Origin of the sequence: Ilumatobacter sp. (genome assembly GCF_965215205.1) — a bacterium.
Taxonomy (GTDB): domain Bacteria; phylum Actinomycetota; class Acidimicrobiia; order Acidimicrobiales; family Ilumatobacteraceae; genus Ilumatobacter_A.
Map to the genome: position 1 here is coordinate 579,699 of NZ_OZ244049.1, position 26,559 is coordinate 606,257.

The 26,559-nt window shown below is 72.8% G+C and carries 29 protein-coding genes; 3 read left to right on the forward strand and 26 right to left on the reverse strand.

Translation table 11 applies throughout. From position 1 onward, the window contains the following. Positions 1–278: 278 nt before the first annotated feature. The 23 genes from ACOOHC_RS02825 to ACOOHC_RS02935 form a co-directional block, all read right to left on the reverse strand. A complete protein-coding gene (locus ACOOHC_RS02825) occupies positions 279–1,415 on the reverse strand; it encodes an EscU/YscU/HrcU family type III secretion system export apparatus switch protein (protein WP_420452498.1) in 1,137 nt (378 codons plus the stop codon). 6 nt (positions 1,416–1,421) lie between these two features. Continuing rightward, positions 1,422–2,186: a flagellar biosynthetic protein FliR gene (locus ACOOHC_RS02830; RefSeq protein WP_420452499.1), complete on the reverse strand. Its 765-nt coding sequence runs from the start codon at positions 2,184–2,186 to the stop codon at positions 1,422–1,424. Positions 2,187–2,242: 56 nt separating this feature from the next. After that, positions 2,243–2,515 (reverse strand): flagellar biosynthetic protein FliQ, encoded by a 273-nt coding sequence (locus ACOOHC_RS02835; protein ID WP_420452500.1) that lies wholly within the window; start codon positions 2,513–2,515, stop codon positions 2,243–2,245. Between the two features lie 37 nt (positions 2,516–2,552). Further along, a complete protein-coding gene (gene fliP, locus ACOOHC_RS02840) occupies positions 2,553–3,500 on the reverse strand; it encodes a flagellar type III secretion system pore protein FliP (protein ID WP_420452501.1) in 948 nt (315 codons plus the stop codon). After that, entirely contained in the window at positions 3,493–3,939 is a 447-nt protein-coding gene (locus ACOOHC_RS02845; protein WP_420452502.1) for a flagellar biosynthetic protein FliO, read from the reverse strand. Before ACOOHC_RS02845 ends, fliP begins: the two co-directional genes overlap by 8 nt. Then, on the reverse strand, positions 3,939–4,652 hold the full coding sequence (gene fliN / locus ACOOHC_RS02850) for a flagellar motor switch protein FliN (RefSeq protein ID WP_420452503.1): 714 nt from the start codon (positions 4,650–4,652) through the stop codon (positions 3,939–3,941). The genes ACOOHC_RS02845 and fliN overlap by 1 nt, the downstream gene beginning before the upstream one ends. Positions 4,653–5,068: 416 nt before the next feature. Further along, on the reverse strand, positions 5,069–6,298 hold the full coding sequence (locus ACOOHC_RS02855; protein ID WP_420452504.1) for a flagellar hook protein FlgE: 1,230 nt from the start codon (positions 6,296–6,298) through the stop codon (positions 5,069–5,071). Positions 6,299–6,467: 169 nt separating this feature from the next. Then, on the reverse strand, positions 6,468–7,148 hold the full coding sequence (locus ACOOHC_RS02860; RefSeq protein WP_420452505.1) for a flagellar hook assembly protein FlgD: 681 nt from the start codon (positions 7,146–7,148) through the stop codon (positions 6,468–6,470). Between the two features lie 13 nt (positions 7,149–7,161). Continuing rightward, the gene (locus ACOOHC_RS02865) at positions 7,162–8,883 is read right to left on the reverse strand and encodes a hypothetical protein (protein ID WP_420452506.1); all 1,722 of its coding nucleotides are present in this window, start codon (positions 8,881–8,883) and stop codon (positions 7,162–7,164) included. Continuing rightward, positions 8,880–9,608, reverse strand: a complete 729-nt coding sequence (locus ACOOHC_RS02870) for a transglycosylase SLT domain-containing protein (RefSeq protein ID WP_420452507.1) — start codon at positions 9,606–9,608, stop codon at positions 8,880–8,882. Before ACOOHC_RS02870 ends, ACOOHC_RS02865 begins: the two co-directional genes overlap by 4 nt. Next, positions 9,605–10,012, reverse strand: a complete 408-nt coding sequence (locus ACOOHC_RS02875) for a flagellar FliJ family protein (protein ID WP_420452508.1) — start codon at positions 10,010–10,012, stop codon at positions 9,605–9,607. Before ACOOHC_RS02875 ends, ACOOHC_RS02870 begins: the two co-directional genes overlap by 4 nt. An 11-nt stretch (positions 10,013–10,023) precedes the next feature. Continuing rightward, entirely contained in the window at positions 10,024–11,370 is a 1,347-nt protein-coding gene (locus tag ACOOHC_RS02880) for a FliI/YscN family ATPase (RefSeq protein ID WP_420453847.1), read from the reverse strand. A 47-nt stretch (positions 11,371–11,417) separates the two neighbouring features. Further along, on the reverse strand, positions 11,418–12,488 hold the full coding sequence (gene fliG / locus ACOOHC_RS02885) for a flagellar motor switch protein FliG (protein ID WP_420452509.1): 1,071 nt from the start codon (positions 12,486–12,488) through the stop codon (positions 11,418–11,420). After that, on the reverse strand, positions 12,485–14,089 hold the full coding sequence (fliF, locus tag ACOOHC_RS02890) for a flagellar basal-body MS-ring/collar protein FliF (RefSeq protein WP_420452510.1): 1,605 nt from the start codon (positions 14,087–14,089) through the stop codon (positions 12,485–12,487). Before fliF ends, fliG begins: the two co-directional genes overlap by 4 nt. A 3-nt stretch (positions 14,090–14,092) precedes the next feature. After that, the gene (locus ACOOHC_RS02895) at positions 14,093–14,428 is read right to left on the reverse strand and encodes a flagellar hook-basal body complex protein FliE (RefSeq protein ID WP_420452511.1); all 336 of its coding nucleotides are present in this window, start codon (positions 14,426–14,428) and stop codon (positions 14,093–14,095) included. Between the two features lie 2 nt (positions 14,429–14,430). Then, positions 14,431–14,832, reverse strand: coding sequence for a flagellar basal body rod protein FlgC (locus ACOOHC_RS02900; protein ID WP_420452512.1), 402 nt, complete (start codon positions 14,830–14,832; stop codon positions 14,431–14,433). 22 nt (positions 14,833–14,854) lie between these two features. After that, entirely contained in the window at positions 14,855–15,211 is a 357-nt protein-coding gene (locus ACOOHC_RS02905; protein ID WP_420452513.1) for a flagellar basal body rod protein FlgB, read from the reverse strand. Between the two features lie 73 nt (positions 15,212–15,284). After that, positions 15,285–15,902, reverse strand: a complete 618-nt coding sequence (locus ACOOHC_RS02910; protein ID WP_420452514.1) for a FliH/SctL family protein — start codon at positions 15,900–15,902, stop codon at positions 15,285–15,287. Then, on the reverse strand, positions 15,899–16,369 hold the full coding sequence (locus tag ACOOHC_RS02915; RefSeq protein WP_420452515.1) for a hypothetical protein: 471 nt from the start codon (positions 16,367–16,369) through the stop codon (positions 15,899–15,901). The genes ACOOHC_RS02910 and ACOOHC_RS02915 overlap by 4 nt, the downstream gene beginning before the upstream one ends. Positions 16,370–16,373: 4 nt before the next feature. After that, complete coding sequence (locus tag ACOOHC_RS02920; protein ID WP_420452516.1) at positions 16,374–16,682, reverse strand: hypothetical protein; 309 nt, start codon at positions 16,680–16,682, stop codon at positions 16,374–16,376. After that, positions 16,679–17,140 carry a flagellar export chaperone FliS gene (gene fliS, locus ACOOHC_RS02925; protein ID WP_420452517.1) on the reverse strand — a complete coding sequence of 154 codons (462 nt, stop codon included), beginning with the start codon at positions 17,138–17,140 and terminating at the stop codon, positions 16,679–16,681. The genes ACOOHC_RS02920 and fliS overlap by 4 nt, the downstream gene beginning before the upstream one ends. Positions 17,141–17,281: 141 nt before the next feature. Then, positions 17,282–19,669 (reverse strand): flagellar filament capping protein FliD, encoded by a 2,388-nt coding sequence (gene fliD, locus ACOOHC_RS02930; RefSeq protein ID WP_420452518.1) that lies wholly within the window; start codon positions 19,667–19,669, stop codon positions 17,282–17,284. A gap of 79 nt (positions 19,670–19,748) precedes the next feature. Beyond that, the gene (locus tag ACOOHC_RS02935) at positions 19,749–20,948 is read right to left on the reverse strand and encodes a flagellin (RefSeq protein ID WP_420452519.1); all 1,200 of its coding nucleotides are present in this window, start codon (positions 20,946–20,948) and stop codon (positions 19,749–19,751) included. A 262-nt stretch (positions 20,949–21,210) separates the two neighbouring features. Here ACOOHC_RS02935 and ACOOHC_RS02940 point away from each other — a divergent pair, with 262 nt between their 5' ends. Together ACOOHC_RS02940 and ACOOHC_RS02945 are read left to right on the forward strand one after the other, a co-directional pair. Then, positions 21,211–22,167 carry a sigma-70 family RNA polymerase sigma factor gene (locus tag ACOOHC_RS02940; protein WP_420452520.1) on the forward strand — a complete coding sequence of 319 codons (957 nt, stop codon included), beginning with the start codon at positions 21,211–21,213 and terminating at the stop codon, positions 22,165–22,167. 81 nt (positions 22,168–22,248) lie between these two features. Continuing rightward, a complete protein-coding gene (locus ACOOHC_RS02945) occupies positions 22,249–23,013 on the forward strand; it encodes a M15 family metallopeptidase (protein WP_420452521.1) in 765 nt (254 codons plus the stop codon). Here the strand turns inward: ACOOHC_RS02945 and ACOOHC_RS02950 are convergent. Both ACOOHC_RS02950 and ACOOHC_RS02955 read right to left on the reverse strand, forming a co-directional pair. Then, positions 22,920–23,603, reverse strand: a complete 684-nt coding sequence (locus tag ACOOHC_RS02950; RefSeq protein ID WP_420452522.1) for a hypothetical protein — start codon at positions 23,601–23,603, stop codon at positions 22,920–22,922. The genes ACOOHC_RS02945 and ACOOHC_RS02950 overlap by 94 nt on opposite strands. 154 nt (positions 23,604–23,757) lie before the next feature. Next, positions 23,758–24,057 (reverse strand): WhiB family transcriptional regulator, encoded by a 300-nt coding sequence (locus ACOOHC_RS02955; RefSeq protein WP_420452523.1) that lies wholly within the window; start codon positions 24,055–24,057, stop codon positions 23,758–23,760. Positions 24,058–24,177: 120 nt separating this feature from the next. On the opposite strand from ACOOHC_RS02955, the gene ACOOHC_RS02960 reads away from it, so the two are divergent. Beyond that, the gene (locus tag ACOOHC_RS02960) at positions 24,178–24,849 is read left to right on the forward strand and encodes a nitroreductase family protein (RefSeq protein ID WP_420452524.1); all 672 of its coding nucleotides are present in this window, start codon (positions 24,178–24,180) and stop codon (positions 24,847–24,849) included. A 43-nt stretch (positions 24,850–24,892) separates the two neighbouring features. Here the strand turns inward: ACOOHC_RS02960 and ACOOHC_RS02965 are convergent, their stop codons facing one another. After that, positions 24,893–26,437, reverse strand: a complete 1,545-nt coding sequence (locus ACOOHC_RS02965) for an MFS transporter (RefSeq protein ID WP_420452525.1) — start codon at positions 26,435–26,437, stop codon at positions 24,893–24,895. Positions 26,438–26,559: the final 122 nt, after the last annotated feature.

Here is a 26,559-nt window from a genome sequence, read left to right on the forward strand (position 1 = left end):
TCTCGATCGGCTGGTCGCCGGTCAGCGCGTTCCGAACGGGACGGGACGGGCGGTCGGCATCTCGGATCTGCTCCTGGGTTCCCCGTGTCGGCGGGTCGGTGATCGAACCGCCGTGGCGGGCGGTCCGGGTTCGGTTCGGGTCCCCGGCGGGCCCCCGGGGCGCATCGCTCCTCCACGTGGGGCGGACGATGTCGGCGTACTGATCATCGGGACCCGCAGCGCGAACTTGAGCACGGATACGCCGACAGCGATCCGGGGAGCGGTCGTGCGGGCCCGGATCACCGGCGTCGCCGCTTCTTCGGGACGGACTCGAGGAGGGTCTCGTCGACGCGCGCTCGACGAGGCAGGTCGATCGAGCGCGAGCGCCGGATCCGGGAATCGAGCTGACGGACGAACACGAGCACCTTCGCCACCGCCTCGTAGAGCACCACGGGGACCTCGTCGCCGACGTCGCACGCCCTCCACAGGGCGCGGGCGAGGGGCTTGGCCTCGACCATCGGGATCCCCGCGTCGAGGGCGCGCTCGCGGATCCGGGCGGCGAGGGACCCGGCGCCGACGGCGAGCACCCGGGGAGCGCCCCCGCGCAGCGGGTCGTACTTCAGCGCGACGGCGATGTGCGTCGGGTTGGTGATGATCACGTCGGCGTCGCCCATGTCCGCGATCATCCGGTTGCGCGCCATCGAGCGCGCCATCTGGCGCATGCGGCCCTTCACCGATCCGTCGCCCTCGGCGTTCTTGTACTCGTCCTTCACCTCCTGCTTCGACATCTTCATGTCCCTGCCGTGCTGGAACCGCTGGTAGCCGTAGTCGGCGACCGACAGCACCACCATCGTCCAGGCGATGCCGCGGACCAGCCCGAGGACCTCGGCGCCCGCCGCCGGCAGCGCGTCGGAGAGGGCGAGCCGACCCCTCCCGGCGAGGACCTCGACGAGGTCGACCGCCTGGGGCCACGCGACCCCGATCACGATCGAGATCTTCAGCAGCTGCTTGCCGGTCTCCCAGACCGAGCGCGGCGAGACCAGCCGCTGGATGCCGTTCTTCGGGTTGACCCGCTTGAAGTCGGGGACGAGGGGCTTGAGCGTCAGCAGCGGGCCGGTCTGGGCGAGGGTGGCGACGAGGGTGACGGCGAACGCGACCGCCATCAGCGGGGCGGCGGCGACGAACCCGGAGCGCAGCGTCGACCCGAGCATCGCGACGGTGGTCTCGGGCGTCGACTCCGGGGAGACCTCGGTGATCCGGTCGAGAGCGATCCGTCCCACGTCGGCGAGGCGGCCGACCGTCATCGGGACGAGGTACAGCCCGACCAGGACGCCGAGCCACGCGGTGAGGTCCTGGGACTTCGCGATCTGGCCCTTGCGGCGGCTGTCGCGCTTCCTCTTCGGTGTCGCCTGCTCGGTCTTGTCGCTCTTGGCCACCCGCGATCACCCCCCGAGCGCCCGACCGGCGATGCGGATCCCCCGCCCCAGCAGCGACTCGACGGTCTCGGGAAGGAGCACCAGGGTGATCGCCAGCAGGGTGATCGCGATGAACGACTTCGCCGCGAACCCCAGCACGAGGATGTTCATCTGCGGGGCGGCCTTGCCGAGCAGGCCGAGCGCGATCTCGGCGAGGAACAGCGCCGCCAGCACGGGGAGCCCGATCTCGACGGCGGCGGCGAGGAAGATCGACAGGAGCCCGAGGAGCTCGGACCCCAGCTCGCCGAGGTCGAGGGTGCCCAGGGGGACGGCCTCGACCGAGCGCAGGTACCCGCGCACGATCATCACGTGGCCGTCGATCGTGAACAGGATTGTGAGCGCCAGGAGCTGGTGCAGGCGGGCGACCGGGCTCGCGGAGGTGCCGCTGAGGGGGTCGAGCACCGCACCGAGGGAGAACCCGATCTGCAGGTCGATGAGGTCGCCCGCCGACTGGATCGCCGAGAAGATGAACGAGACCACGAAGCCGAGCGTGAGCCCGGCGAGGACCTGCGTCAGCACCGCCACCACGAACGGGCCGAGCTCCAGCGACTGCACGTGGTCGCCGCCGATCGTCGAGGCGATCGTGAACGAGATCGCGGTCGCGAGCCCCACCCGGATGCGCCTCGGGACCGTCGGGGAGCTGAACGGGGGGCAGATCGACACCCACGCCGTCGTCCGAACGAGCGCGAAGAAGAACCCGGCGACGGTGCTGGTGGGCAGGGAGAGGTCCATCGGGTGACGGGATCGGCGTGTCGTCGGGCGGGTTCGAGGGGGATCGGGGTTCGGCGTCAGCCCTCGAGGAGCTGAGGGGTCCGCTGGTAGAGCTCGTGGGCGAAGCCGACGAGCTCGTCGAGCATCCACGGCCCGGCGAGCGCGATGACCACGGCGGCGCCGATCAGCTTCGGGACGAACGACAGCGTCGGCTCCTGGAGCTGGGTGACGGACTGCATCAGGCCGACGATCAGCCCGATCGCGAGCACGACGAGCAGGAAGGGCGCCGAGATCTTGGCGATGACGACCAGGGCGTCGGTCGCGATGTCGACGGCGTCGGAGGAGTTCACGGGTTCTCCGGGCGGGGGAGGCGGGGCACGGGCGCGGTCACGATCGATACGACGACAGCAGGGTGGTCACGACCAGGGTCCAGCCGTCGAGCAGGATGAACAGGAGCAGCTTCATCGGCAGCGAGACGAACGTCGGAGGCAGCATCATCATCCCGAGCGAGGTGAGCACCGCCGAGACGACCAGGTCGATCACCAGGAACGGCACGAAGATGACGAAGCCGATGATGAACGCCGACTTCAGCTCCGACAGCACGAACGCCGGGATGAGCGCCGTGAGCGGCACCTCGGCGCGCTCGACGGGGGCCTCCACGTCGGCGGCGTCGAGGAAGATCTCGAGCTCGGGTTCGCGCGTCGACTGCAGCATGAACTCGCGGATCGGTCCCTCCGCCGCTTCGTAGGCCTCGCCGAGCTCGATGCGGTCGTCGAGCAGGGGTTGCAGTGCCTCGTCGTTGAGCGTCTCGAGCGTGGGTCCCATCACGAACAGGGTGAGGAACAGGCTGAGGCCGACGATCACCTGCTGCGGTGGGAGCTGGGGGACGCCGAGCGCGTTGCGCGTCAGCGAGAGCACGATCACGATCCGGGTGAACGAGGTGGTCAGCACCAGGATGCTCGGGGCGATCGACAGCACCGAGAGCAGGAGGATGATCACCACGACGTTCGACGACTCGCCCTGCACGTCGGGCAGCGCGACCTCGAAGGCGGACTCGCCGTCGTCGGGTGCGGGCTGCTGGAGGACCTGGGGGAAGCCGCCGCTGGTGTCGATGCGGGTGGGCTCCGCGAACTCGTCGACCTCGGCCACGGGCGGGATCGGGGCCGGCTCCACGATCGGGGCCGGCGGCTCGGGTGGCGTCGGGGCGGCGGCGTCGGCGATCGAGGAGGGCGACGCAGCCGTCACGACGCAGATCGCGAGGATCGCGAGGACCGCCGCGACGAAGCAGCGCCGCAGCGTCGATCCGGTCCGCTCGAGCGGATCGACGTCAGCCACGGCGTGCGGTCGCTTCCCGCAGGGCCTCGACGAACCCGGGGCGCTCGGGCGCCGACGCAGACCCGGCGGCGCCGGGCGTCGGGATCGGGGTCGACACGACGTCGTCGACGGCCGCGATCGCGTCCCACCGCTCGGCGCTCATCTCGTGCAGGACGCTGACCGGCGCCCCCTCGGTGATCCCGAGCAGGACGACCTGGTCGGCGAAGCGGACGGCCACGGCCGCCGACCCGCGCGACAGACCGACGCGGGCGACGGTCTCGAGCGCGGCGGGGGAGCGCGTCGCGGACGAGCGGCCGCCGCCGGAGCGTCCGAAGGTGCGCGACGATCCGCCCGAGTTGCGGCGACGGGCGACCTGGTAGGCGACGGCGACGACCGCGAGCACGATCGCGAGCGAGACCACGGACCGGATCACCAGCTCGAGGAACCCGGCGTCGACCATCAGGCGCGGCCCTCCCCGGTGGTGATCTCGGTGATGCGCACCCCGAACTCGTCGTCGATCACCACGACCTCGCCGGAGGCCACGAGCCGGCCGTTGACGAGCACGTCGATGGGGGCGCCCGCGGCGCGGTCGATCTCGACGACCATGCCCGCTTCGAGCGAGAGCAGGTCGCGGATCGGCATCCGCGTCCGTCCGAGCTCGACCGTCACGTCCATCTCCACGTCGTCGAGGGTGCGCAGAGAGGTCACGGCGGAGCGTCCGCCGGTCGGGCCGGGGGCCGACATCGCCACGGGCTCGAAGGCGCGTGCGCCGACGGCGGGTTCGCGCAGATCGAGCGCGAACCAGGCCGTCTCGCCGCCGATCGACAGGGCTCGCCCGGGTGGCGGTGTCGACTCATCCACGCGGGTGATCGGGTCGACGTCGATGTCGTCGGTCGGGACGCCGATCGCGACGAGGACCGGTCCGAGGACCCCCGGGGCGCTCGCGGCGTCGGCGAGGAGGCCGGCCGCGACGGAGGTCTCCACGCCGAGGTGGAGGACACCGGAGTGGGACCCGGCGAACGCGCACGCGACGTGGTCGAACCCCTCGGCCGGCCAGGAGCCCGCGTCCGCAGCGACCGGTCCGGCCGAGTCGAGGCCGAGGGCGGTCGCCGCGGCGGTCGCCGCGATCGAGAGGGTCGCGTCGTCGAGGGTGGTGGTGTCGGTGCTGCTCACGGCGTTCTCCATCGAGGGGTGGTCCCCCGGACGTCGGGGGCGCTGCGGACCGTGCGGCGCGGCGGCCGAACGTCAAGGAGGCGGTGCGCGATCCGTCAAGCGCTCGTGAGCGTGGGGGCGCGATCGGGCCGGGCGCGGCTGTCGAGCGTCGGCGACCGACCGGCGAGGTCCGGCGCGCGCTGGGTCGGAGGCGTCGGCGGGGGGCGTGGGCGCGACGGGGATCGCGGACACCGTCCGTGGCGGCCGACCGGCCAGCGTGGGTGGACGGCCGGGGGACGTCCACCGTGCGCATCCGGTCGTGCGCCGATCTCCGACTCGACGGGCGCGCGCCGCGGCGGGGCGCGACGTGCGCGTCCGGCGGAGCGTGGCCGACCCGCCCGGGCGCCCCGGCGGGCGACCCCGGGCGGTCGTGTCGATCAGCGGCGGAGGTTGACGACTTCCTGGAGGACCTCGTCGGAGGTGGTGATCATCCGGGCGTTGCCCTGGAAGCCGCGCTGGGCGACGATCAGCTGGGTGAACTCCTCGGCGAGGTCCACGTTCGACATCTCGAGGGTGCCGGCGGAGATCAGGCCGCGGCCGCCCGCGGCCGCCGTGCCGATCTGGGTGAGACCGGAGTTCGGCGAGGTCCTCCACGACCCCGCGACGCGCTCGAGGCCGGCGGGGTTCGCGAAGCTGGCGATCGCCACCTGGCCGATGTTGCCGCGGCGACCGTTGGAGTAGCTGCCGGTGACCCGGCCGTCCTGTCCGATGTCGAACGACGTGAGCACCCCCGACGGGCTGCCGTTCTGGCTGTTGACGCCGGCGCTCTCGTCGCTCGTGTACTGGGTGAGGCGGCCGGGCGCCCCGGCGGCGCCGAGCTCGATCGTGATCGCGTCGGTCATGCGCGGGATCGCGCCCGCCGCGATGTTGATGTTGCGGTCGGCGGGGGTGACGAGCTCGCCGAGCCCGTTGAAGGTCAGCACCGCGTCGGTGAGCGCCACGGGGACGGCCGGGTCGCCGTACTCTCCCGTCGCGGTCCACTCGTTGGCCGCGGTCTTCTCCAGGGTGATCGTCAGCAGGTTCGCCTCGCCCTGGTCGTCGTAGGTCGTCAGCGAGAGCTTCGAGGTCTCGCCGATGGCGGCGGCCGAGGGGAGGTTGCCGCCGAAGTCGATGCTCGTCGTCTGCTGCGGGGGCAGCAGGTCGCCGGCGCGGATCTCGATCGGGCCGAGGGCGAGGTTGGTGTTGATCTGGCCGTTCTCACCGGCCTGCCAGCCCTGGACCAGCAGCCCGTCGAGGGTGGACAGGCGACCCTCACCGTCGATGTTGAAGGCGCCGGCGCGGGTGTAGAGCTGCTCGGTGCCGTTGTTGATGATGAAGAACCCGTCACCCTGGATGGCGAGGTCGGTGGGTCGGCCGGTGCGCTGGAGGGCACCCTGGGCGAAGGACTGCACGGTGCCCGCGAGGCGCGATCCGAGGCCGACCTGCGCCGGGTTGGTGCCCGCGGTCTGGCCGGCGGGCGCGCTCGCACCGCCGATCGTCTGGCTGAGGACGTCGGAGAACACCACCGACGACTGCTTGTAGCCGACGGTCGACACGTTGGCGATGTCGTTGCCGATGACGTCGATGGCGGTCTGGTGGTTGCGCAGGCCGGAGAGGGCGCTGGACATGGAACGGATCATCGGATGCCTCCTGGTGGTCGGTTGTCCTGGAGTGGACGGGAGCGGCATCCGTGCCGCGGTCGCCGGGATCGGCGGGGGCCGGACTCCGTCCGGCGCTTCGAGTTGGCGGTGGTGACCGTCCGAGGGGACGGTGATGGCGCCGCAAGCTGCGCGGCGGTCAGCGCACCGCTCGCCGCAGCGACGAGCCCGGGGTGGCTGCGGCCGCCGACGTGGTCGGCTCGGCCGTCGACGTGGCGTCGGGACCCGTCGTGGTGCCGGTCGCACCGGTCGCACCGGTGGCGGCGTCGGTCCCGTCGGCGGCCGGGGACCCCGGGGACGCGGTCGTCGCGTCGCCGGATCCGCCGGAGGCCGGCGAGGAGGTGGCGGGTGCCGGCGCCGTGCGCGCCGGTGCCGTGGCCGTCGCGGACGAGCCGACCTCGATCACGGCCTCCATCGGGACCGCGTAGCCCCCGGCGGAGAGCACGAACTGCCCGTTGACGAAGCGGACCGAGTCGACCGATGCGGTGATCGGGCCCGACTCGCCCTGGAACGAGATCTGCCGTCCGACCATCGTGCCCGCCAGGGTCAGGCGGTCGGTGTCCGCCGCAGCGCCGAGGGCCTGGTTGATGTCGTCGAGGCGTTCGACCATCGTGAGCTGGGAGGTCTGGGCCATCATCGAGGACGCGTCGGTCGGGTTGGTCGGATCCTGGTACTTGAGCTGAGCGACGAGCAGCTTGAGGAAGGCGTCGCGGTCGAGGATCGACCCGGGGTTCTGCGGCGTGCTCGTCGGCGCTCCGGTGGTGCCCGACGAGGTGCTCGCCGTCGACGGGATCGGGTTGAGGGGGGTGATCGGGGGCATCGGTGCTCCTGGGTCAGATCCGCAGATCGAGTCGGTCGTCGTCGATCGGCGGCCGGGGCGACGTCGTCGGGCCCGGACGTGTCGGGGTGGTGGGCTCGGGGGCGGAGCTCTCGTCGGCACCCGGGCGGGGTCCGGCCTCGCGGGGGTCGTCGGCGTCGCCGCCGGTCCCGTCGGCTCCCGGGTCGTGGAGATCGATGTCGAGCGAACCGAGGGAGCCGCCGAGGGCGTCGCGCAGCTCCTCGGATCGCTGGGCGAGAGCCGCCCGGGCAAGCGCGTCGTCGGCGCCGAGTCGCAGGTGCAGGGCGCCGGCTCGTTCCCGGGCGTCGACGTGGATCACGCCGAGCTCCTCGCTGCGGACGTCGAGCCCCAGACGGGTCGTGGCGCCGAGCCGCCGCAGGTCGCTGAGCCGGACGGCGTCGTTGTGGCGCACGTGGGCCTCGATCGCGGCGGTCGGCCCGGTCCGGACCTCCGCGGGGCGCGAGGGGTCGGGTGCGGTCGGTGCCGAGTCGGGGGCGTCCGACGGACCGGGCACGGGAGTCGGCGCGCTCGCGGCGGTCGGGCGGAGGCTGGTGTCGGGAGCCGCCGCCGGCGCCTCGATCGCGCGCGCCATCGCGCCCGGGGCGTCGCCCGCCGGTCGGGCGGCGTCGTCGCCGGGCCCGCCGGGCCGAGGGCTCCGCTCGTCGGCCGGCCGGGCGGAGCCGGGTCGCGAGGGGTGCTCGAGCGTCGTCGGTCCGGTGATCGTCGGGTGGGCGCCGTCGTCGGGCGGGGTGCCGGACCGCTCGGCGTCGACCACGGCATCTCCGGGTCCGCGCGACGCGATCGCGTCGCGATCGACCGTCGTCGCGGCCCCGGTCGCGGGCCCGGTGGCGGCCTCGGAGAGGTCCTCGGCCGCGGTGGCGTCGATCGGGGTCCCGGTGACCGCGGGCGTGGTCGCGACCGACGGTCCGTCGACGGCCGTCGCGCCGTCGACGTGGCCCGCGGACGCGGCGGTGCCGTCGGTCCCCGCGGGGTCGACCGGGATCGAGGTCGGCGCCACCGGCGCGGCGCCGACCTCGGTCGATCCGGGGACGTCGGTGACGTCACCGTCGGCGTGAGGGGCGGGGGGCGCGACCGGTGCGGCGGCCGTGCCCTGGGCGTCGGCGCTGGTGTCGGGGGAGTCGTCGCCGGCCGCCGCGATCCGATCGTCGGAGGTGGGCGACGTCCGGACGACGTCGGACGGGGTCGAGGGGTCCGATGAGGCCGGGGTGGGCTGGGTGGCCGCGCCGTCCGGTGCGGGTGCGCGAGCCGAGGAGGGAGCCGCGACGCTGGTGCTGGTGCTGGTGCTGTCGCTGGTGGTGGCGGCGGGGGTCGGCGGAGGCGTGTCCGGGGCGCGGACCGAGGTCTGGGGCCCGGTCGGGTTCGCAGCGTGCGTCGGCACCTCGTCGGGGTGGAGGGCGGCGGCGTGGGCGCCCACCGCACCGGGCGCGTCCGGCGCTCCGCGGTCCTCACCGGTGCCGGGTGCGTCGTCCTCCGCCACGTGTCGGCGCCCCTCGTCCCGGGAGCTCGTCGAACGCGCCTCGGCGGGGTCGGTCGAGGTGTCGTCCAGGGCGGCGACGGTCGCGGTGCGCGCACGGCCCTCCCGGGCGAGGACGTCGCCGAAGGACGCCGGGGTCGCGCCGGTCGGGCGGTCGCTCCCGTCGCTCGGGGGACCGGCCGCCCCCGGGCGCGCCGACGTGGTGTCGAGGATCGAGATCACGTGTGCGGCAGCCGTTCGGTGACGGACCGCACGTACTGGTGCGATCGGGGGGTCGGAGGGGTGTTCCCGGCGCGCGAGACCGCACCGCCACCCGAGAAGTACGAGGCCACCGCGAGCTCCCAGGTCCCGAACCGATCGCGGTGCTCGACGAGCAGACGGGCGGCGGCGTCGATGGCCTGGGACGGGACGTGGGGGTCGACCCCGAACGCCTCGGAGATGAACGGCATCAGCTGCATCACGCCCTGGGCTCCGTCGGGGCTGAGCGCGGTCGGGTCGTAGCGCGACTCCACCCAGCCGATCGACGCCAGGAGGCGCGGGGGCACACCGTGGGTGCGGCCGGCGCGGTCGAAGTGCTCGGCGTAGGGGATCCCCGCCGCGACCGGGCGGTCGTCGAGGAGCTCGAGGGTCTCGGCGTGGCTCGATCCCACCGGGGTCACGTCGCGCGACGCCGTCGACAGCCCGCCGACGCTCCACGAGGCCGCCTGCGGGCGGGCGAGCGTCGGGTGGTGCCCCGGCAGCCGGGACCACGGCACGGCGTGGGTCAGCGGACCGGTCACCGGCGCGGTCGCCGCGGTGGCCGCTTCCATCACCTCGCCGAACGCCCCGGACGGCGGCGCGCCCGCACCGATCGGGGCGCCGGCGGTCGACGGGGTCGTCACGGGAGCGAAGCGCGACTCGATCGACGAGATCCGCGCCGCGATGGCGGCGATCGGCGACCCGCTCACGGCCGGTCCCGCCCGAAGCGCGTCACGACCAGGTCGTCGAGGACGGCCTGCTCCCGGGCGGCGTCCGCCGTCCGCTGCTCGTCGAGCACCCGTGCCTCGAGGCGCTCCACGCCCTCGAGTCGGCGCGACGCCTCGGTCCACTCGGCGATCGACCGCTCGACGCCCAGGTTCGCCTCGGCGAGCGCGTCGCGCGCTCGGTCGAGAGCGCCGACCCCGGCCGCGAGGGTCGCGCGCTGGGCGACGAACGCCCCCGCGGAGGGCACGGCGCGACCCTGGCGGTCGACGACCGCGGCCATCGCGGCGTCGACCTGGGCTCGTCGTGCATCGGCGGCCGAGCGCTCGCGCCCGATCCCGCCGCGCGCGATGCGCTCCTGCAGCGCCCGGACGCGCACGACCGTGTCCAACCGCGACCGGCTCACGTCGTCCCCGCCGTCGTCGGTACGGGTCCGGGCGCAGCGACGTGACCGGCGGCGCCGACCACCTGGGCGAGTCGGGCGAAGCTCTGCGAGGCGTGCTGGCGATCGTCGACGTCCTGGCGCAGGAACGCGTCGATGTGCGGGCGCAGCGCGACGGCGCGATCGACCACCGGGTTGCTCCCGGGCACGTAGGCGCCGATCTCGATCAGGTCGCGGGCCTCGGCGTGGGCGGCCAGGAGGCGGCGGAGCTCCCCGGCCACGAGGCGCTCGTCGGCGTCGGTCACCGCGCCCGCGACGCGGCTGACCGAGGCGAGCACGTCGATCGCCGGGTAGTGCCCGGCGTGGGCGAGGTCGCGGGTGAGCACGACGTGACCGTCGAGGATCGACCGGACGGCGTCCGCGATCGGCTCGTTGTGGTCGTCGCCGTCCACGAGCACCGTGTAGAGCGCGGTGATCGAGCCGCGGTCGGCCGTGCCGGCCCGCTCGAGCAGCTTCGGCAGCATGCTGAACACGCTCGGCGGGTAGCCGCGCGAGGTGGGCGGCTCACCGGCGGCGAGACCGATCTCGCGCTGCGCCATGCAGTACCGGGTGATCGAGTCCATCATCAGCATCACGTCGTCGCCGCGGTCGCGGAACCACTCGGCGATGCTCGTCGCGGCCGCCGCGGCGCGCAGCCGGACCAGGGCGGGGGCGTCGGAGGTCGCGACGACGACGACGGAGCGGGCCATCCCCTCGGCGCCGAGCTCGCCCTCGATGAACTCGCGCACCTCCCGGCCGCGCTCGCCGATCAGGGCGACCACGTTCACGTCCGCGGTCGATCCGCGCGCGACCATCCCCATCAGGGTCGACTTGCCGACGCCCGAACCGGCGAAGACGCCCACCCGCTGGCCCTTGCCCATCGGGACGAGGGTGTCCCACGCCCGCACGCCGAGCGAGAGCGGTTCCGAGACGCGAGCTCGCCGGAGGGGGTGGGGAGGAGCGCCGTCGAGGCTCGCGAGGTCGAGACGGGTGAGCGGCGGCCCGTCGTCGAGCGGCTGGCCGAGGGCGTCGATGACGCGTCCGAGGAGCTCGGACCCGACGGGGATCGCGGGCGGGGCGCCGAGTCCGCTGACGCGGGACCCGATGCGCAGGCCGCGGACGTCGCCGAAGGGGAGGCAGGTGATCTGGCCGTCGGAGCAGCCGACGACCTCGGCCGTCAGCGTGGGCCCGTGGTGCTCGGGGCCGGCGACGACCGAGACGCCGGAGCCGATCGGGAGGTCGAGCCCGGCCACGTCGAAGCCGAGTCCGACGATGCGCGAGATCGACCCCGTCACCTCGGGCGCGACCGCGGCGCGGGCCGACGCCATCCGCGTGACCACACCCGGGGGCAGCGCACGGGCGCGCGTGGTCGTCGTCACTGCACGAACTCCTCGGCGCCGCGCGACACGATGATCTCGCCGCTCTCCTCGAGCGCACGGATCTGCTGGACGATGCCGCCCTGCGCTTCCTCGACCGTGGCCAGGCGGACCTGGCCGAGCATCTGGATCTCCTCGTCGAGGTTCTTCGCCGCACGCTCGGACATGTTCCGCGCGACCTTCTCCTTGACCTCGGGGCGCACCCCCTTGAGCGCGGTCGACAGCGCGCTCGACTCGACGTTGCGCAAGATGAGCTGGATCGCGCGGTCGTCGAGCTCGATGATGTCCTCGAAGACGAACATCCGGCGTCGGACGTTCTCGGCGAGCTCGGCCTCGGACTCCTCGAGACCCTCGAAGATCGAGCGCTCGGTCGCACGGTCCGAGCGGTTGAGGATGTCGATCAGGGTCTGGACGCCGTCCGCTCGATCGTGTCGGGACCGCCGGGTGAGGCCCGGACCGAACCGCGAGTGCAGGATCGCGTCGAGCTGCGCGATCACCTCGGGCGAGGTCTGCTCGAGCTTGGCCACGCGGACCGACACGTCGCGCTGCATCTTCTCGTCGAGCCCGCCGAGGATCGCCGAGGCCTGGTCGGGGTTGATGTGCGCGAGGACGATGGCGACGGTCTGGGGGTGCTCGCCGGCCAGGACGTTGACGACCTGGCGCGGCTCGGTCTTGGCGATGAAGTCGAACGGGATCCGCGTCGTCGACAGGTGGAGCTCCTGCATGATCGCCGAGGCGCGCTCGGGACCGAGCGCCGCCTCGAGCAGGTTCTTCGCGGCGTTGATGCCTCCGGACGAGACCTGCACACCGGCTCCGGCGAGCTGCGCGAACTCGATGATCGACGCCTGCGCGTCCGCCGGGCGGATGGCGCCCGCACGTGCGATCTCCGAGCTGATCTCGGAGACCTCGCGGTCACCGAGGAGCTTCATGATCTCGGCGGAGCGCTCCTTGCCGAGCTTGAGCAGCACGATCGCCGCCTTCTGGGCGCCGGTCAGGTGGGTCGTGGCGAGGGCCGGGAGCGTCGTCGGGCCGCCCTCGCCCGGGGCGGCGTCGAGCGTCGTCGCGCTCACCGCGCGATGCCCTCGTCGGAGAGCCAGCTCTGCAGGATCTGGGCGACCTCGTCGGGCCGGCGGTCAGCGAGCGTGCTGAGCTCCTCGAGCGCCAGGATCGACGGGTCGAGCGCGGGGACCACGTGTTCCTCGGCGGTCGGTGCGCCATCGTCGGACGAGCCGGCGGTCAGCGCGTCGGCGCCACCGAGCGGCGCCGAGCGGATCGCTCCGATGTCGATCGGCGTCGACACCTCGCGGCGGGCCTTGCGGGCGCTGCGGTAGGCGAGGAGCATCGCGACCAGCACGACGAAGCCGATGATCGCGGTCCGGATGAGCGACGCCCGCTGATCGGCCTCGGCGAGAGCGGCGGCCTCGGTCGCCGCGACGTCGGCGGCGGTGGTGTCGGCCACGGTGAACGGCAGGCGGGTGACCGAGAGCTGGTCGCCCCGCTCGGTGTCGATGCCGGCAGCGGTCGCGATCATCTCCGAGATGGCCTCGCTCTGCTCGGCGGTGACGACGGTCTCGTCGACGAGCACCGCGACGCTCAGCCGCTTCACCGTCCCGGGGGTGTACACCACCTGCTCGACGGTCCGGTTGACGGCGTAGGTGCGCTCGGCGTCGTCCTTGGTGTACGTCGAGTCGCCGCCTCCTGCCCCGACCTGAGCGACCGGAGCTCCGTCGGGTCCGAGGACGCCCGTCTCGCCGGGGAGCCCGCCGGCTCCCTCGTACGTCTCGGTGCCGACGCGCTCGCCGGTGACGACCCCGTCCTCGTCGGTGCTGTCGAAGCGCTCGGAGGTCTCCTGGCGCTCGGTGAGCTCGAGGTCGGCCTCGACGTTCACGGCGACGTTCTCCATCCCGGCGACGCGCCCGACCATCGTCCGCAGCTCGGTGGCGAGGTCGGTCTCGAACGTCGCGGACGCGTCGCCGCCGACGGCGGAGCCGGTCGCGGCTCCGGTCCCGTCGGTGAGGACCCGCCCGGCGGCGTCGGCGATCGTCACGTCGGCGGGCGCCATGTCCTTCACCGAGGCGGCGACGAGGTGCACCATGGCCGCGACCTGGTCGCCGGTGACGGCGTCGGAGGCCGCGGTCGCGACGAGCACCGACGCGGTGGGCCGGGAGGGCTCGTCGACGAACACCGAGTCCTCGGGGAGGGCGAGGTGGACCGTCGCGCTCTCGACGCCGTCGATCGAGCGCAGGGTGCGCGACAGCTCGCCCTCGAGGGCGCGCTGGTAGTCGATCCGCTGGCGGAACTCCGAGGTGGTGATCCCCTGCTTGTCGAGGAGCGCGTATCCCTCGTTGTAGGTCGGCAGACCCTGGCCGGAGAGCGCGATGCGCAGGTCGTACACCTCGTCCTTGGGGACGAGGACGGTCCGGCCGCCGTCGGCGAGGTCGTAGTCCACTCCGCGCGACAGCAGCTCCTCGGTCACCGAGGCCGCGTCGGCCGGTTCGAGGTCGGTGTACACCGCGCCCATCGCGACGTCGTCGCCGCCCGAGCTCGAGAAGACGAAGAAGCCGGCGACGAGGGTCAGCACCGCGGCGCCGACGGCGATCTTGTGCAGCGGCGTGAGGCGGTCGAGGGTCGCCACGAAGCCGGATCCACCGGTGGAGTCGGAGCCGGCCATCGATCAGACCTGCATCCGCATGATGTCGTTGAACGACTCGATCGCCTTGTTGCGGATCTCGACGGTCAGCTCGGTCATCAGCTGGACCTCGGAGGTGGCGATGGTGAAGTCGTGGATCGCGGTCAGGTCGCCGGTCGCTGCCTGGACGGCGAGGTCGTCGACGTTCTGGTGGGCGTCGGAGAGGGACTCGATGGCGCCGGCGATCGAGTCGCCGAACGAGGCGGCACCGGTCCCGCCGACGCCGGCCGAGCCACCCGTGGGGTCGGGCGGGGTCGGCGCCGTCGGAGCGACCGGGCCGAGCGAGCCGATGCTGATCGGGGGGATGGGGGCGATGGCCATGGTCAGCGTCCGATCGAGAGGGCGGCTTCGTAGGCCTCGCGAGCCCGTTCGAAGGTGTTGATGTTCGCCTGGTAGCCGCGCTGGGCGAGCTGCATGTAGACCATCTGCTCGCCCAGGTCGATGTCGGGCCGGCGCACCATCCCCTCGGCGTCGGCCAGGGGGTTGCCCGGCTCGTGGGTGACGCGGCCGTTGGGGTCTCCGAAGGCCGCCCCGGTCACCCGCACACCGGATCCGGGGGCGTCGCCGCCCGACTCGACGACGATGAACCGCTCGGCGAAGGCGGGTTCGTCGGTGGTCGTGACGTTGTCGATGTTGGCGACGTTGTCCGCGACCGCGTCGAGCCAGAGCTTGTACGCCCCCATCCCGGTGCGGGCGGAGTCGAACGTGGCGAACATGGTGGACATCGGTGGGCCTCCAGGGGGTCGGTCAGCGGCCGTTGATCGCGGTCCGGAGCATGGCGTACTTGGCGCTCAGGCCCTGGGTGATGAGCTGCTGGCGCAGCGCCGTCTCCGACCCCTCGAGCAGCTCGAAGTCGATGTCGACGTTGTTGCCGTTGAGGCGCGTCGGAGCGAGCGAGGGATCGACCGAGACCGAGGCGCGGGTGAGGTCGCCGTCGGACGCGGCCGAGCGCAGGCTGTCCTCGAAGGAGACCCGGCGGGCCTGGTAGCCGGGGGTCTCGAGGTTCGCGAGGTTGCTGGCGATCGTCTGCTGGCGGACGTCGAGGCCGTCGAGGGCCCGGTGCAGCGTCGACGTCGCGGTGTCGGAGATGCCGATGATGCTCACGGGAGGGATCGTCCGGCCCCGTCCGACCACGCAAGGAGGTGAGCCGGAGTTCCGCGCTCCGGCGAGCGGCGGCTCAGAGCGAGGAGCGCATGCGCTCGACGGCGGAGGAGATCTGGGCGTCGACCCGGCATCGGCCGACGTCGACCACGCACCCGCCCCGCTCGACGCGGTCGTCGGCCACGATCGAGATGTCGTGGCGCCAGCGGACGAGGTCCGCACGGGCGGCGTCGCGCGCCGTGCTCTCGTCGTCGGGGTGGACGCGCACGACGGGGGTGTCGCGCTCGGGGGCGAGGCGCAGGGCGCGCGCCATCGCGTCGAGCACCGGTTCGGGGGTGACCTCGAGCTCACGCCCGACGATCTGCTCGGCCAGCTCGACGGCCATCGCGACGATCTCGTCCTCGACGCCGGTCAGCGCCAGCTGGTCGCGCCGCGCGAGGTCGGCGGCCGCCGCCTCGAGCGCCTCCGACGCTCGAGCGAGCCGGTCGGCGCTCGCCCGGTGATCGGCGATCGCCGACTCGACCTCGTCGCGCCCCTGCGCGAGCCCGGCCTCGTAGCCGGCGTCGCGCCGCAGCGCGGCCTGCTCGTGCTGCCCGCGCCGGACGCTGTCGGCGACGTCGGCGGGTGCGAACGCGGGAGCGACGAAGTCGACCGCCTGGACGGGGGTGGACCCGACGTTCGGATGTGCGCTCATCTCGTCCCCTCCCCGCTCGGCGGATCCGACCCGATCCACGCGCTGATGATCTCGGCGAGCCGAGCCGGGTCGTCCTCGAGCAGGCGCTCGATCGTTCGTTCGGCTGCCCGCACCTCGGGTGCCTGCTCGGGAGTGTCCGGTGTCGGCCCCGCCTGTCGAGCAGGTGCGCCGGGTGGGGGCTGGTTCCCGACGTCGATCGGGCCCGCCGGGAGGCTCGGGCGTCGACCGGCGATCGGCCGGCGGGGGAGCGGTACCGGCAGCGCCGGGCGCGCCGACGGCGCCCGACGGCGACCGAAGACGCTGACCCCGGGCAGGCTGGCGGAGATGGCGACGACGCACACGACCAGGACGCTCGCGCTGACGATCAGCGCGAGCGAGGACACCTGGGTGGTGATGCCCGCGACGAGCCCGGGGGCCGTCCCGCCGATGTCCGCGGTCCACGTCACCGCTGCGCCCGGCTGCTCCACGGCCTCACGCTCGGAACTCGAAGCGACGATCGTCGCCGGCGGGGGACGGACGGACGTGCTGGTGGGGGCGCGCCGTCGGCGGCGGCGGGTTCTCCTCGAGGTGATCGCTGACCAGGCCGATCAGAGCGAGGTTGCGGCCGGCGATGCGTCGTGCCTGCTCGGCGCACTCGGCCGGAATCGGTCCGAGATCGCCCGGGGTGAGCAGGTCGGCGGGGTCGGGCGCGCGACCGTGCTCGAGCGCGTCGTGCATGCGGTCGAGACCGTCCTCGATCCGATCGAGCACGAGCGTCCACGCCTGCACGTCGGTGCTCACGCACGCACCGACAGTCGCGGCCGCTCGGTGTCGGTGGGCTCCGTCCGAACGGGCGGGCTCGGTGCGATGGCGTTCCGGGCGGCCGCGCCGCGGAACCCCTCGCCGAGCTCGGCGAGGAGCGTGCGCGCCTCCACGACCGCCTCGGTGTCCTTGCGAACGTTGGCCGTGGCCAGCAGTCGCAGCAGGTAGTCGTAGATCGACAGCAGACCGGGTGCGTGCTCCCAGGCGTCGACGTCGAGCATCGCGACCATCTCGCCGATCAGGTCCTGGGCGTGGCGCAGCACGGTGTTGGTGGCGTCGTGCTGACCGGCGGCGATCGATCCGAGGGCGTTCTCGAGGTCCCGGTCGAGCCGGTCGAAGCACAGCACGATCACCTGGGCGCCGGATGCGGTCTCGAGCGAGTCGTGGGTGAAGCGAGAGCGGAGCGAGGCGGTCGGGTGGGCAGCGGAGGGGTACATGGGTTCCTTGGGGCGGGGGCTGGCGTCGTGCGTCGGCGGCGGTTCGTCGGGTCCGGGGGTGCGGGGTGGGACGGCGGTGGGACGGCGGTGGGACGGCGGTGGGACGGCGGTGGGACGGCGGTGACGGGTGGGCTCGGACGGTCAGCTCGCGGATCGCGAGACCTGGGGCAGCGAGGAGAGCTGGCCGGAGATCCAGTTGCCCTGGGTCTGGAGGCCCTCGAGCAGGGTCGACAGCGCGGCGAACTGGCGGCGCATGTTCGCCTCCTTGATGAACAAGCGGTCCTCGAAGCGCTCGATCTGGTCGTTGAAGTCCTCGACGCGGCGGTCGGCGGACGTCGTCGCCGTCTGCAGCACCCCGCGGTCGACGTCGGTGGCGGCGGTGGCGAACTCGGCGATCCGACCGGCGATGCCCGGCTGGTAGTCGATCGTCCCGAGGGCGCCGATCAGACCGGCGTCGACCTTCACCGAGAGCCCCGCCGCACGGCCGGCCGAGCCCGGCGGCACCGAGAGCGTGCGGCCGGACCCGGTGGCGACGACGCCGTCGATGGTCCCCGCCACGTCGACGCCGCCGAGGGCGTCCCACGTCCCGACGCCGACGACGTCGAGGTTGAGCTCGAAGGAGCCGGCGGCGCCGTAGCGACCCGACCGGACCCGGATGCCGGTGCCGTCGATCTCGGCGACCACGTCGAGACCGGCTCGCGCGATCGACTCGTTCAGGCGGTCGGCGATCACGGCCGGGCTGTCGCCGGCGCTCACCTCGACCAGCGCCGTCGCGTCGCCGACTCGGACACCGACGCGGGAGGCACCGGTCGCGCCGCCGTCGAAGAGCGTGGCCGACGTGGCCCGCTCGGCGGCGGTGGTGATCTCGACGGCGTAGGAGCCGGTCGCCGTGCGCTCGGTCGCGGAGGTGAAGGTGACACCCGTCGGCGTCGTCGCTCCCCGGCGCAGCAGCCGCTCCACCTCGGCGGGTCGCTCCTCCATCGCGGTGAGGAAGGTCGCCCTGTCGAAGGTGAACGTCCCGTCCCGGGTCGACTGGATGCCGATGTCCGATCCGAGGATCCCGGTCACGCCGTCGACCGGACGGCCGAGGGCCTGGCGGATCTGGTCGGCGAGGCGTCGGATCGAGCTGTTGTCGGCGAGTGCGCCCTTCGTCTTGTTCGCGACGTCGTAGCGGGTCTGGACCTTGATCTCGGCGAGCAGCTTGTTCGCCGCCTCGACCAGCTTCGACATGTCGCCGGCGAGGGACTCGTCGTCGCGCGCGACGCCGATCGTGACCGGCGATCCGGTGGTCCGCTTCGCGGTGAACGACACGCCGGCGAGCACGTCGGTGAACGTGTTCCCGGACGCCTCGACGTCGTAGGCGCCGGCCCCCTCGCCGATCGTCACGACGGCGTTGCGCGCTGCGGACGACTCGACGAGGCCGCCGATGCGATCGAAGACGGTCGCGTCGATCGCGATCTCGCCCGTGCTGCCGCTGGTCGTCGACCCGAGCTGGAGCCGCCAATCGGAGGCGTCGACGCGCACGGCGGCCGCCGAGACGCCCGCACGGGAGCCGGTGATCGCGGCGGCGACGTCCTCGAGGCTCCCGGTGCCGACGTCGACCGCGGTGACCGTGATCGCGTCGCCGATGCGCAGGGGCCCGCCGATGGTGAGGTCGATCGATCCCGAGCCGGTGCCGACCGAGATCGTGCCGCCCACGGTGGCGTTCGTGACCGTGGTGCGGGTGCCGTCCACGTCGATGATGCCGTCGCTGCCCGACGCGCTGTCGAGGCCGAGTCCGAGGTCGGTGCGGGCGGTGCCGCCGGTGACGGCGAGCGTCGCGCCCGATCCCGACGAGGTGCCGGCGATCCGGAGTCGCCCGTCGGAGTCGAGGCTCCCGGACGCCGCGATCCCCTGGGTTCGGAGCTGCTCGTCGACGTGGGCGGCGAGCTCGGCCGCGGTGTAGGAACCGGCGGAGAGCGTGAGGTCGACGGCGACGCCGTCGACCTGGAGCGAGACGGTGTCGTTCGCCGCCGTGATCGTCGTGACGGCGGCGGCGGCGGTGGTCGCGGTGAGCCGGGCGGGATCGGACTCCTGCACGACGGAGAGCTGGTGTGAGCCGGCTCCGAGGCCCGCCCCGGCACGCACGGAGGCGATTCCGAGCTGGCGGGTGTTCGAGGAGAACGCGATGGTCTGCTGGGTGGTCACCGGGAGGTTGCGGGCGGCGACCGTGCCGCTGGAGCGCAACCCGTGGTTGGAGGCGAGCTGCTGGACGGTGAAGGTGAGCGACCCGACCGATGCGGTCGAGGTGACCGTGGCGGTGACCGCCGCGGGGTCCGAGACCGAGGTGGTGTGGCGACCGAAGGCGCTCGACGTGGCGAGCTTGAGCGACGTGAGGCGGAACGCCTCCATGCTGGAGCGCAGCGCGCCGATCGCACGGGATGCCTCCTGCGCCTTGGTCTTGCGCGCCTCCAGCGCAGCGAGCGGGATCCGCTCGATCTGCATGAGATCGGTGACGATCTGGTTGGCGTCGAGCCCGCCGATGTTCATGGCCTCTTCCCTTCAGTGGGTTCCGCGATCGACGGCCGCCACCCGGGTGGTCCCGGGTGGCGGCCGAGGATCTGCTCGATCAGCGCAGCAGCGACAGGACCGACTGGGGGACCTGGTTGGCCTGGGCCAGCATCGCGGTGCTCGCCTGGGACAGGATCTGGCTCTTGGTGAAGTTGGTCATCTCCGCCGCCATGTCGGTGTCGCGGATCCGGCTCTCGGAGGCGACGAGGTTCTCGGTCGTCACCTGGAGGTTGTTGATCATCGACTCGAACCGGTTCTGGAGGGCACCGAGATCGCCGCGCTGGGTGGAGACGCTCTTGATGGCGCCGTCCAGCGCGGTGATCGCCGCCGATGCGCCGACGGCGGTGGTGACGTCGATGGAGCCGATCCCGAGCGTGTTGGTGTCCGAGCTCGCGATCGACACCGAGACGGTGTCACCGGCGTTGGCGCCGATCTGGAACTGCGCACCGCTGCCGGCTGCGGCGGTGACGGCGAGGCCGCTGTCGAAGCCGAGGTCCTGCAGCGGGGTGTTCGTCGTCTGGGCGAGGGTGAACGACTGGGTGTCGTTCAGGCCCGCGACCTCGATCGAGATCGAGCTGCCGGCACCGACCGCCGTCGACGACACGGTGACCTTGCTGGCGAACGACTGGTCCACGGCGTCGGTGCTGTTCGCCAGCGCCGACCGGATGCGGGTCTGCAGGTCCGCCGCGGCGTCGGAGCCGCTGGCTCCGGCCTGCGCGCCCATGGTGACCGTCACGGCGGTGCCGCCGGCCACCTGGAAGGTGAACGCGTCGGCGGCGGTCGTCGTGTACGAGTCGTCGGTGTCCGCACCGGCGATCGAGGCGTTCGTGAGACCGAACGATCCGTCGAGCAGCTTCTGGCCACCGAACGCGGTGGTGTCGGAGATGCGGGTCACCTCAGCGCTCAGCGCCGTGATCTCCGCCTGCGCCGCGGAGCGGGCGTCGGCGTCGTTGGTGCCGGTGTTCGCGGCCTGGACGGCGAGGTCACGCATGCGGCCGAGGATCGAGTGGACCTCGTTGAGCGCGCCTTCGGCGGTCTGCACGACCGAGATGCCGTCCTGGGCGTTGCGGGTGGCCTGGCGGAGACCGCCGACCTGGGCCCGCAGGCCCTGGCTGATGACGAGGCCGGCGGCGTCGTCGGCGGCCCGGTTGATGCGGAAGCCCGAGGAGAGCTTCTCGAGCGACTTGCCGAGCGACATGTTGTTCGTCGACAGGTTGCGGAAGGCGTTCATCGCCATGTTGTTCTGGTTGATACGCATTGTCTCTTACCTCCATGTAAGGGATGTGTGTGGAAGAAGACCCCAATCCGTTGGAGCCACCCGAGGGCCCCGACGACTGTGCGGATCTTTCTCCGCCGGGCACGGAGGTCGACCCGGATTCCGCCTTCTTCGACGAAACCCCTGCTCAAGGCGATCGACAGCGGACTGATCCACCTCCAGGGCCGCACGTCGGCCCGCTCCTCGGGGCCCATCGGGCGCGATCCGCGCTTCAGTTCGCGCACGTTGCGCCGAAGCAGTGTCCGTGGCAGATGCACGGACCTCCCCCACGAACGACGTGGCGCTCGACGCGACGGACACGTTGACGATCGGCGTCGACGGCGCCACCGATCGACATCGCGAGGAGAACCACTCGCTGTTCGCGTGTCGCAGCGATCTGCGCAGCCAGCTCGCCCGACTCGAGGGCGCGCCCGACTCGGTCGCGGAGCGCCGTCGGGTGCGGATGCTGCGGCGCCGCCTCGACGAGGTCACCAACGAGATCGTCTCGGCCAACATCGGGCTCGTGCGGTCCTACACCCGCCGCTTCGGCGGTGCCGCCGACGCCGACGCTCGCGCCGACTTCGAGTCGGCCGGGATGCTCGGGCTGATGCGGGCCGTCGACAGCTACGACCCCGAGCGCGGGACGTTCGGCCAGTGGGCGTTCAAGCCGATCCAGCGCGAGGTGCTCCGGGCGGTGCGTGACAACGACCACCCGAACCTGAACCTCGGTGACTTCGAGAAGCGACCGCAGATCCTGCGTGCCGCTCGTCAGCTGCGCGGCGTCGACGGGGACCAGAACCCGACCGACGCCGAGATCGCCGCGGCCGCCGACGTCACCGTCGCCCAGGTGCGACGGGTGCTGAGCCCGCCGCGGCTCACCTCGCTCTCGCAGTCGGTCGACGACGAGGGCGACGCCACGCTCGACGACAGCATCGCCTCGGACGACCCGTCGCCCGAGCACACCATCCTGTCCAAGTTCACGCTGGCCGCGCTCGAGCGGTTCGGGCTCCGTGCCCTGGACGAGCGCGAGCTGTACGTCGTGGTCCGCCGCTTCGGTCTCGACGGCGAACCGGTCGAGAAGCTCACCGAGATCGGCGAGACGCTCGCGCTGTCGCGCGAGGCCGTGCGCCAGATCGAGGCCAAGTCGCTCGCCAAGCTCCAGCACCCGATGGTCATGGCCAAGCTCGGGCGCCCGGGCCACGCGACCGACGGCGCACGCTGAGGAGGCGAGCTCGATGACGTTCCCCTTGACGACCTGCCGGCACGGCGCGCTCGCCGGCCCCCACGATGCGGGACGGGGCCGATGAGCGCGATCCCGGTCGGTGAGATCGTGGCCCGGATCGGGTCGATCGAGAACCGCTTCGTCGCCGCCACCGATCCGGCCGCGCCCCGCGTGGGCCCCCTGCCGGTCGTCGATCCCGGGCCCGAGTTCCAGGCGTTCGGGGACGTGTACCGGAGCGCGCTGACGGCGCGGGACGCGACGGTGGGCACCGCGTTCGCCGTTCCGGCCGGCGGACCCGGTCCGCACGGCGCGTCGATGCTGGGCTCGCCGATGACCGGCTTCGGCCCGGACGTCGCCGCCGGCGGAGGTCGTGCGGCCGCCGCGATCGGCGGGGTCCTCGCCCCGCCCGGCGAGCGGCCCGTCGGTGGGTACGGCTCGATGCCGATCCCCGACCAGCTCCGATCGTTCGGCAACGGCGAGATCCCGCCCGGTGGGCTCACGCAGCTCACGACGCAGTCGAACCACCGCCTGTACGCGCCCGCCGCGGCGTCGTGGAACAACGTCGTGGAGGCGGCCGCCGCCGAGGGGATCGAGCTGAGGATCACCGACTCGTACCGCGACTACGACGAGCAGGTCGACCTGGTGCGCCGCAAGGGCCTGTACTCCCAGGGAGGGCTCGCCGCCACGCCGGGGACGTCCAACCACGGCTGGGGGCTCGCGGTCGACGCGGACGTCCGCGACCCCCGCACGCTTCAGTGGCTGAAGGTCAACGGACCGAGGTTCGGGTGGGTCGAGTCGGTGCCGCGCGAGCCGTGGCACTGGGAGTTCCGACCCGACCAGGTCTGATCGACCCGCACCGCCGTCCGTCGGCCGCGGGTGGCGAAGGAGCTGCACGCCTCGTGCGCGGTGCGGTGGCGGCGCGGACCGTCGGTCTCGACCCCCGTCGAGGCGGCCGCCACCTCGCCGAGCACGACGCGGGGATCGAGATCCAGGCGATCCGCGATCACCTCGATGATCGACGCCGTCAGCGCCGCGGCGGCGGCGAACAGCTCGGCGTGGTCGATCCCGTCGAGGGCGGCCTCCACGATCTCCACCGCACCCGCCAGGTCGTCCCCGGTGAGGGCGTCGAGCAGGGCGCACACGGCCCCGATGGCGTCGGGGCCGGCGGCCTCGAACGAGCGGGCACCCGACATGATCTGCACGGCGACGCATCGCCGGTCGTCGGCCGACACGGTCAGGCCGAGCGCGCACGCCAGGTGCGGGGCGATCAGGGCCACGGCGTCGAGGAGGCCGTCGGCGTCGTCGAGCGCCTCGACCCGGCGCGCCGCGGCGGGGTCGTGGTCGATCCCCCAGATCAGAGCGTCGCTCCGACGGAGGAGAGCCGACACGACGTCGGTGTCGCTGCGGCGGTCGGACGGTGCGCTGATCTCGTTCACGTACCGAGACCGTCCGGAGCCCGGGTGCCCGCGCAAGAACCTGACGGAGATCTGATTCAAGTCGGGTCGTGAAGCGCCCGATGCACCGTGTTCGGCGACGCCGTGAGCGGGTCGTGAGGACCCGGGGCTCCGGCGGGGTCGGGATCCGGGGAGCTCAGGCCGGGGCCTGGATGCGCGCGATCGCGTCAGCGAGATCGAGCTTGCGGCGCTGGGTCGGCGAGACCCCGCCGTAGTACCCGCCGGCGATCTCGTTGTCGTAGGCGTGGGTGAGGCACGCGACGCGCACCGGACACGAACCGCAGATCGCGATCGCGTCCTTGGACAGCGTCTTGCCGGCCTCGACGAAGAAGAGGTCGAGCTGGTCGATGTCGAGGTCCGCGCAGGCGGCGTCGGCGAGCCAGGTCAGCTCGCTGGAGCGTTCGATGAGGGCGGCGAGGTCGTTGGTCGAATCCACGGTGTCTCCTTCGGCGGGTGTGGGAAGGACCGTCCGGAGCTCGTCCGTCGACGCACGCGCGATCTTCCCGGACGACGCCCCGAGGGGGGTCCTCTCACGTCGATCCGCGAGAATCCCGCCATGTCCGAGCTGTACGACGTCATGAGCACCCTGCGCGCGGTCCGCAAGCTGCGTCCCGATCCGATCCCCTCCGACGTCCTCGAGCGGGTCCTGCAGGCGGCGTGCTGGGCCCCCACCGGCGGCAACACCCAGCCCTGGAAGGTCGTCGTCGCGACCTCTCCGGAGACGAAGCGGGCGCTGCGTGACATCTACCAGCCGGAGTGGGCGAAGTACTCGAAGGGCTTCGTCGAGCGCACGTCCGACGATCCCGAGGAGCAGGATCGGTGGGCGAGGGTGGCCGCAGCGGGCGACCACCTCGCCGAGAACATGGACCGCGCGCCCGCCCTGCTGGTGTTCTGCGCGAACCCGGCGATGATGGCGATCACCGACGCCCGGCTCGATCGGGTGAGCATGGTCGGGGGCGGGTCGGTGTACCCGGCCGTGCAGAACGCGATGCTGGCCTGCGTGCAGGAGGGTCTCGGGTGCACCCTCACCACCCTGCACTGCCTGCGTGAGGACGACGTCAAGGAGGTCCTCAGGATCCCGGACGGCTGGGCGACGGTCGCCCTGGTGCCGATCGGGTACCCGGTCGGTCGCGGCCACGGGCCGATCACCCGCCGCCCGCCGGGGAAGATGGCCTACCGCGACCGCTTCGGCACCCCGTGGAGCGCCGACGACGGTCCCGGGACCTGACGCGATCGCCTCGACCCGAGGTCGGGCGGCCGCTCGCGCCGCGTCAGGCGGCGACGGCGGGCTCGGCGCGCTCGGCCGGGCCCGGGGTGATCATCAGCCCGCCGATCAGGCCGAACGCGGTCACCACCGCGCCGAACCCGAACACGATCGCGAAGTCGTCGGGGCCGCGCCCGTCGCCGAGCACGACGAACATCGCCTGGATGCCGGTGAGCATCCCGATGTTCATCATCGTCGTCCCCATCGCGTTCGCGATCCCGAGGTCGCCGTCGTCGACGGCGCCCGCGATCGTCGTCGCGTACGACGGCGACGCCAGCCCCATGGCGAGTCCCGACAGCACGAGGCCGAGGACGATGAGCCACAGGTTCGTCCACCGTGCGCCGAGCACCCACACCGCCATCGACAGCACCATCAGGATCGATCCGGCGAGGATCATCGAGCGCGGGCCGATCGTGACGGCGAGCCGCCCCCCGATCGGTGACGAGACGCTGTACACGAGCGGCCGGGCCAGCAGGATCAGCGCGATGATCCCCACCGTGTAGCCGAAGAGCTCGTCGAGCAGCAGCGGAGCGACGAGGAACGCGCCCATGTAGGCGAACTGGCTGAGGGGCTGCGCGATCAGCGGTCCGGTGAAGTCGCGCCGCGAGAAGTAGTCGAGGCGCAGCATCGGGCGTGGTGCCCGGCGCTCGACGGCGACGAACGCGGCGAGGCCGAGCGCCGAGGTGGCGGCGAGGACGAGCGCGAGGGCGTCGCCGAACCCCGCCGACGAACCGCGCTCGAGGAACAGCAGGAACCCGAGGGTCGCGACCGCGAGGGCCCCTGCGCCCGCCCAGTCGATCGGGACGGGCTCGCCGGGGGTCGACGGCCGGATCACCTTCCACGCGGCGGCGAACCCGGCGAAGGAGATCGGTGCGAGGATCGCGAACAGGATCCGCCACCCGAACAGGTCGATCAGCGGGCCGCCGACGACGAGGCCGATGACCGGGGCCCCGGTCATCGCCATCTGGAACCACCCCATCGCCTCGGAGCGGCGCGAGGACGGGTAGGCGGACATGATCAGCGCCATCGCGTTGGGCATCGTCGTCGCGATGCCGAGCCCGACCACCATGCGCGCCGCGACGAAGGCGAGGGCGGTCGGAGCCAGCCCGCACAGGATCGTCCCGACGCTGAGCACGATCGACCCGATCAGGAACACGCGCCGGTGGCCGTGGATGTCGCCGAGCCGTCCGAGCACGGGCGTCCCCACCGCCATCACCAGGAACAGCCCGGTCACCGACCAGCTGAGGAACGACTCGGTCGAGTCGAGGTCGTCGGCCATGGTCGGCAGCGATGCCGACACGATCGTCATCGACGACGAGAACACGATCAGTCCGCCGATCACCGTGATCAGCAGGCGTCGGGCGTAGGCCCGGTCGTGGTCGTCGCCGACGGAGGAGCCGACGCCGACCTCGCCCAGCACGGGCCCGCTCTCGGGTGTCGTGGCGGCCGTCGTGGCGGACGATGGGGCGTCGTCGGCGATCACGCCGTCGAGGGCCGCGGCGCGCGAGGTGCCGAGCCCGGCTGGGGCACCACCTCGTTCGTCGATCGCCACCGTGGCGACCATATGGCGCTCTTCTGCTCTGTCCGTGGGTGAGTTGAGGGCCTATCCGCGGGTGCACCCCGCCTGATTCCTAGGTTTCGCGCTGTCGAAGGCTCGAAACTGAAAGGACGGCA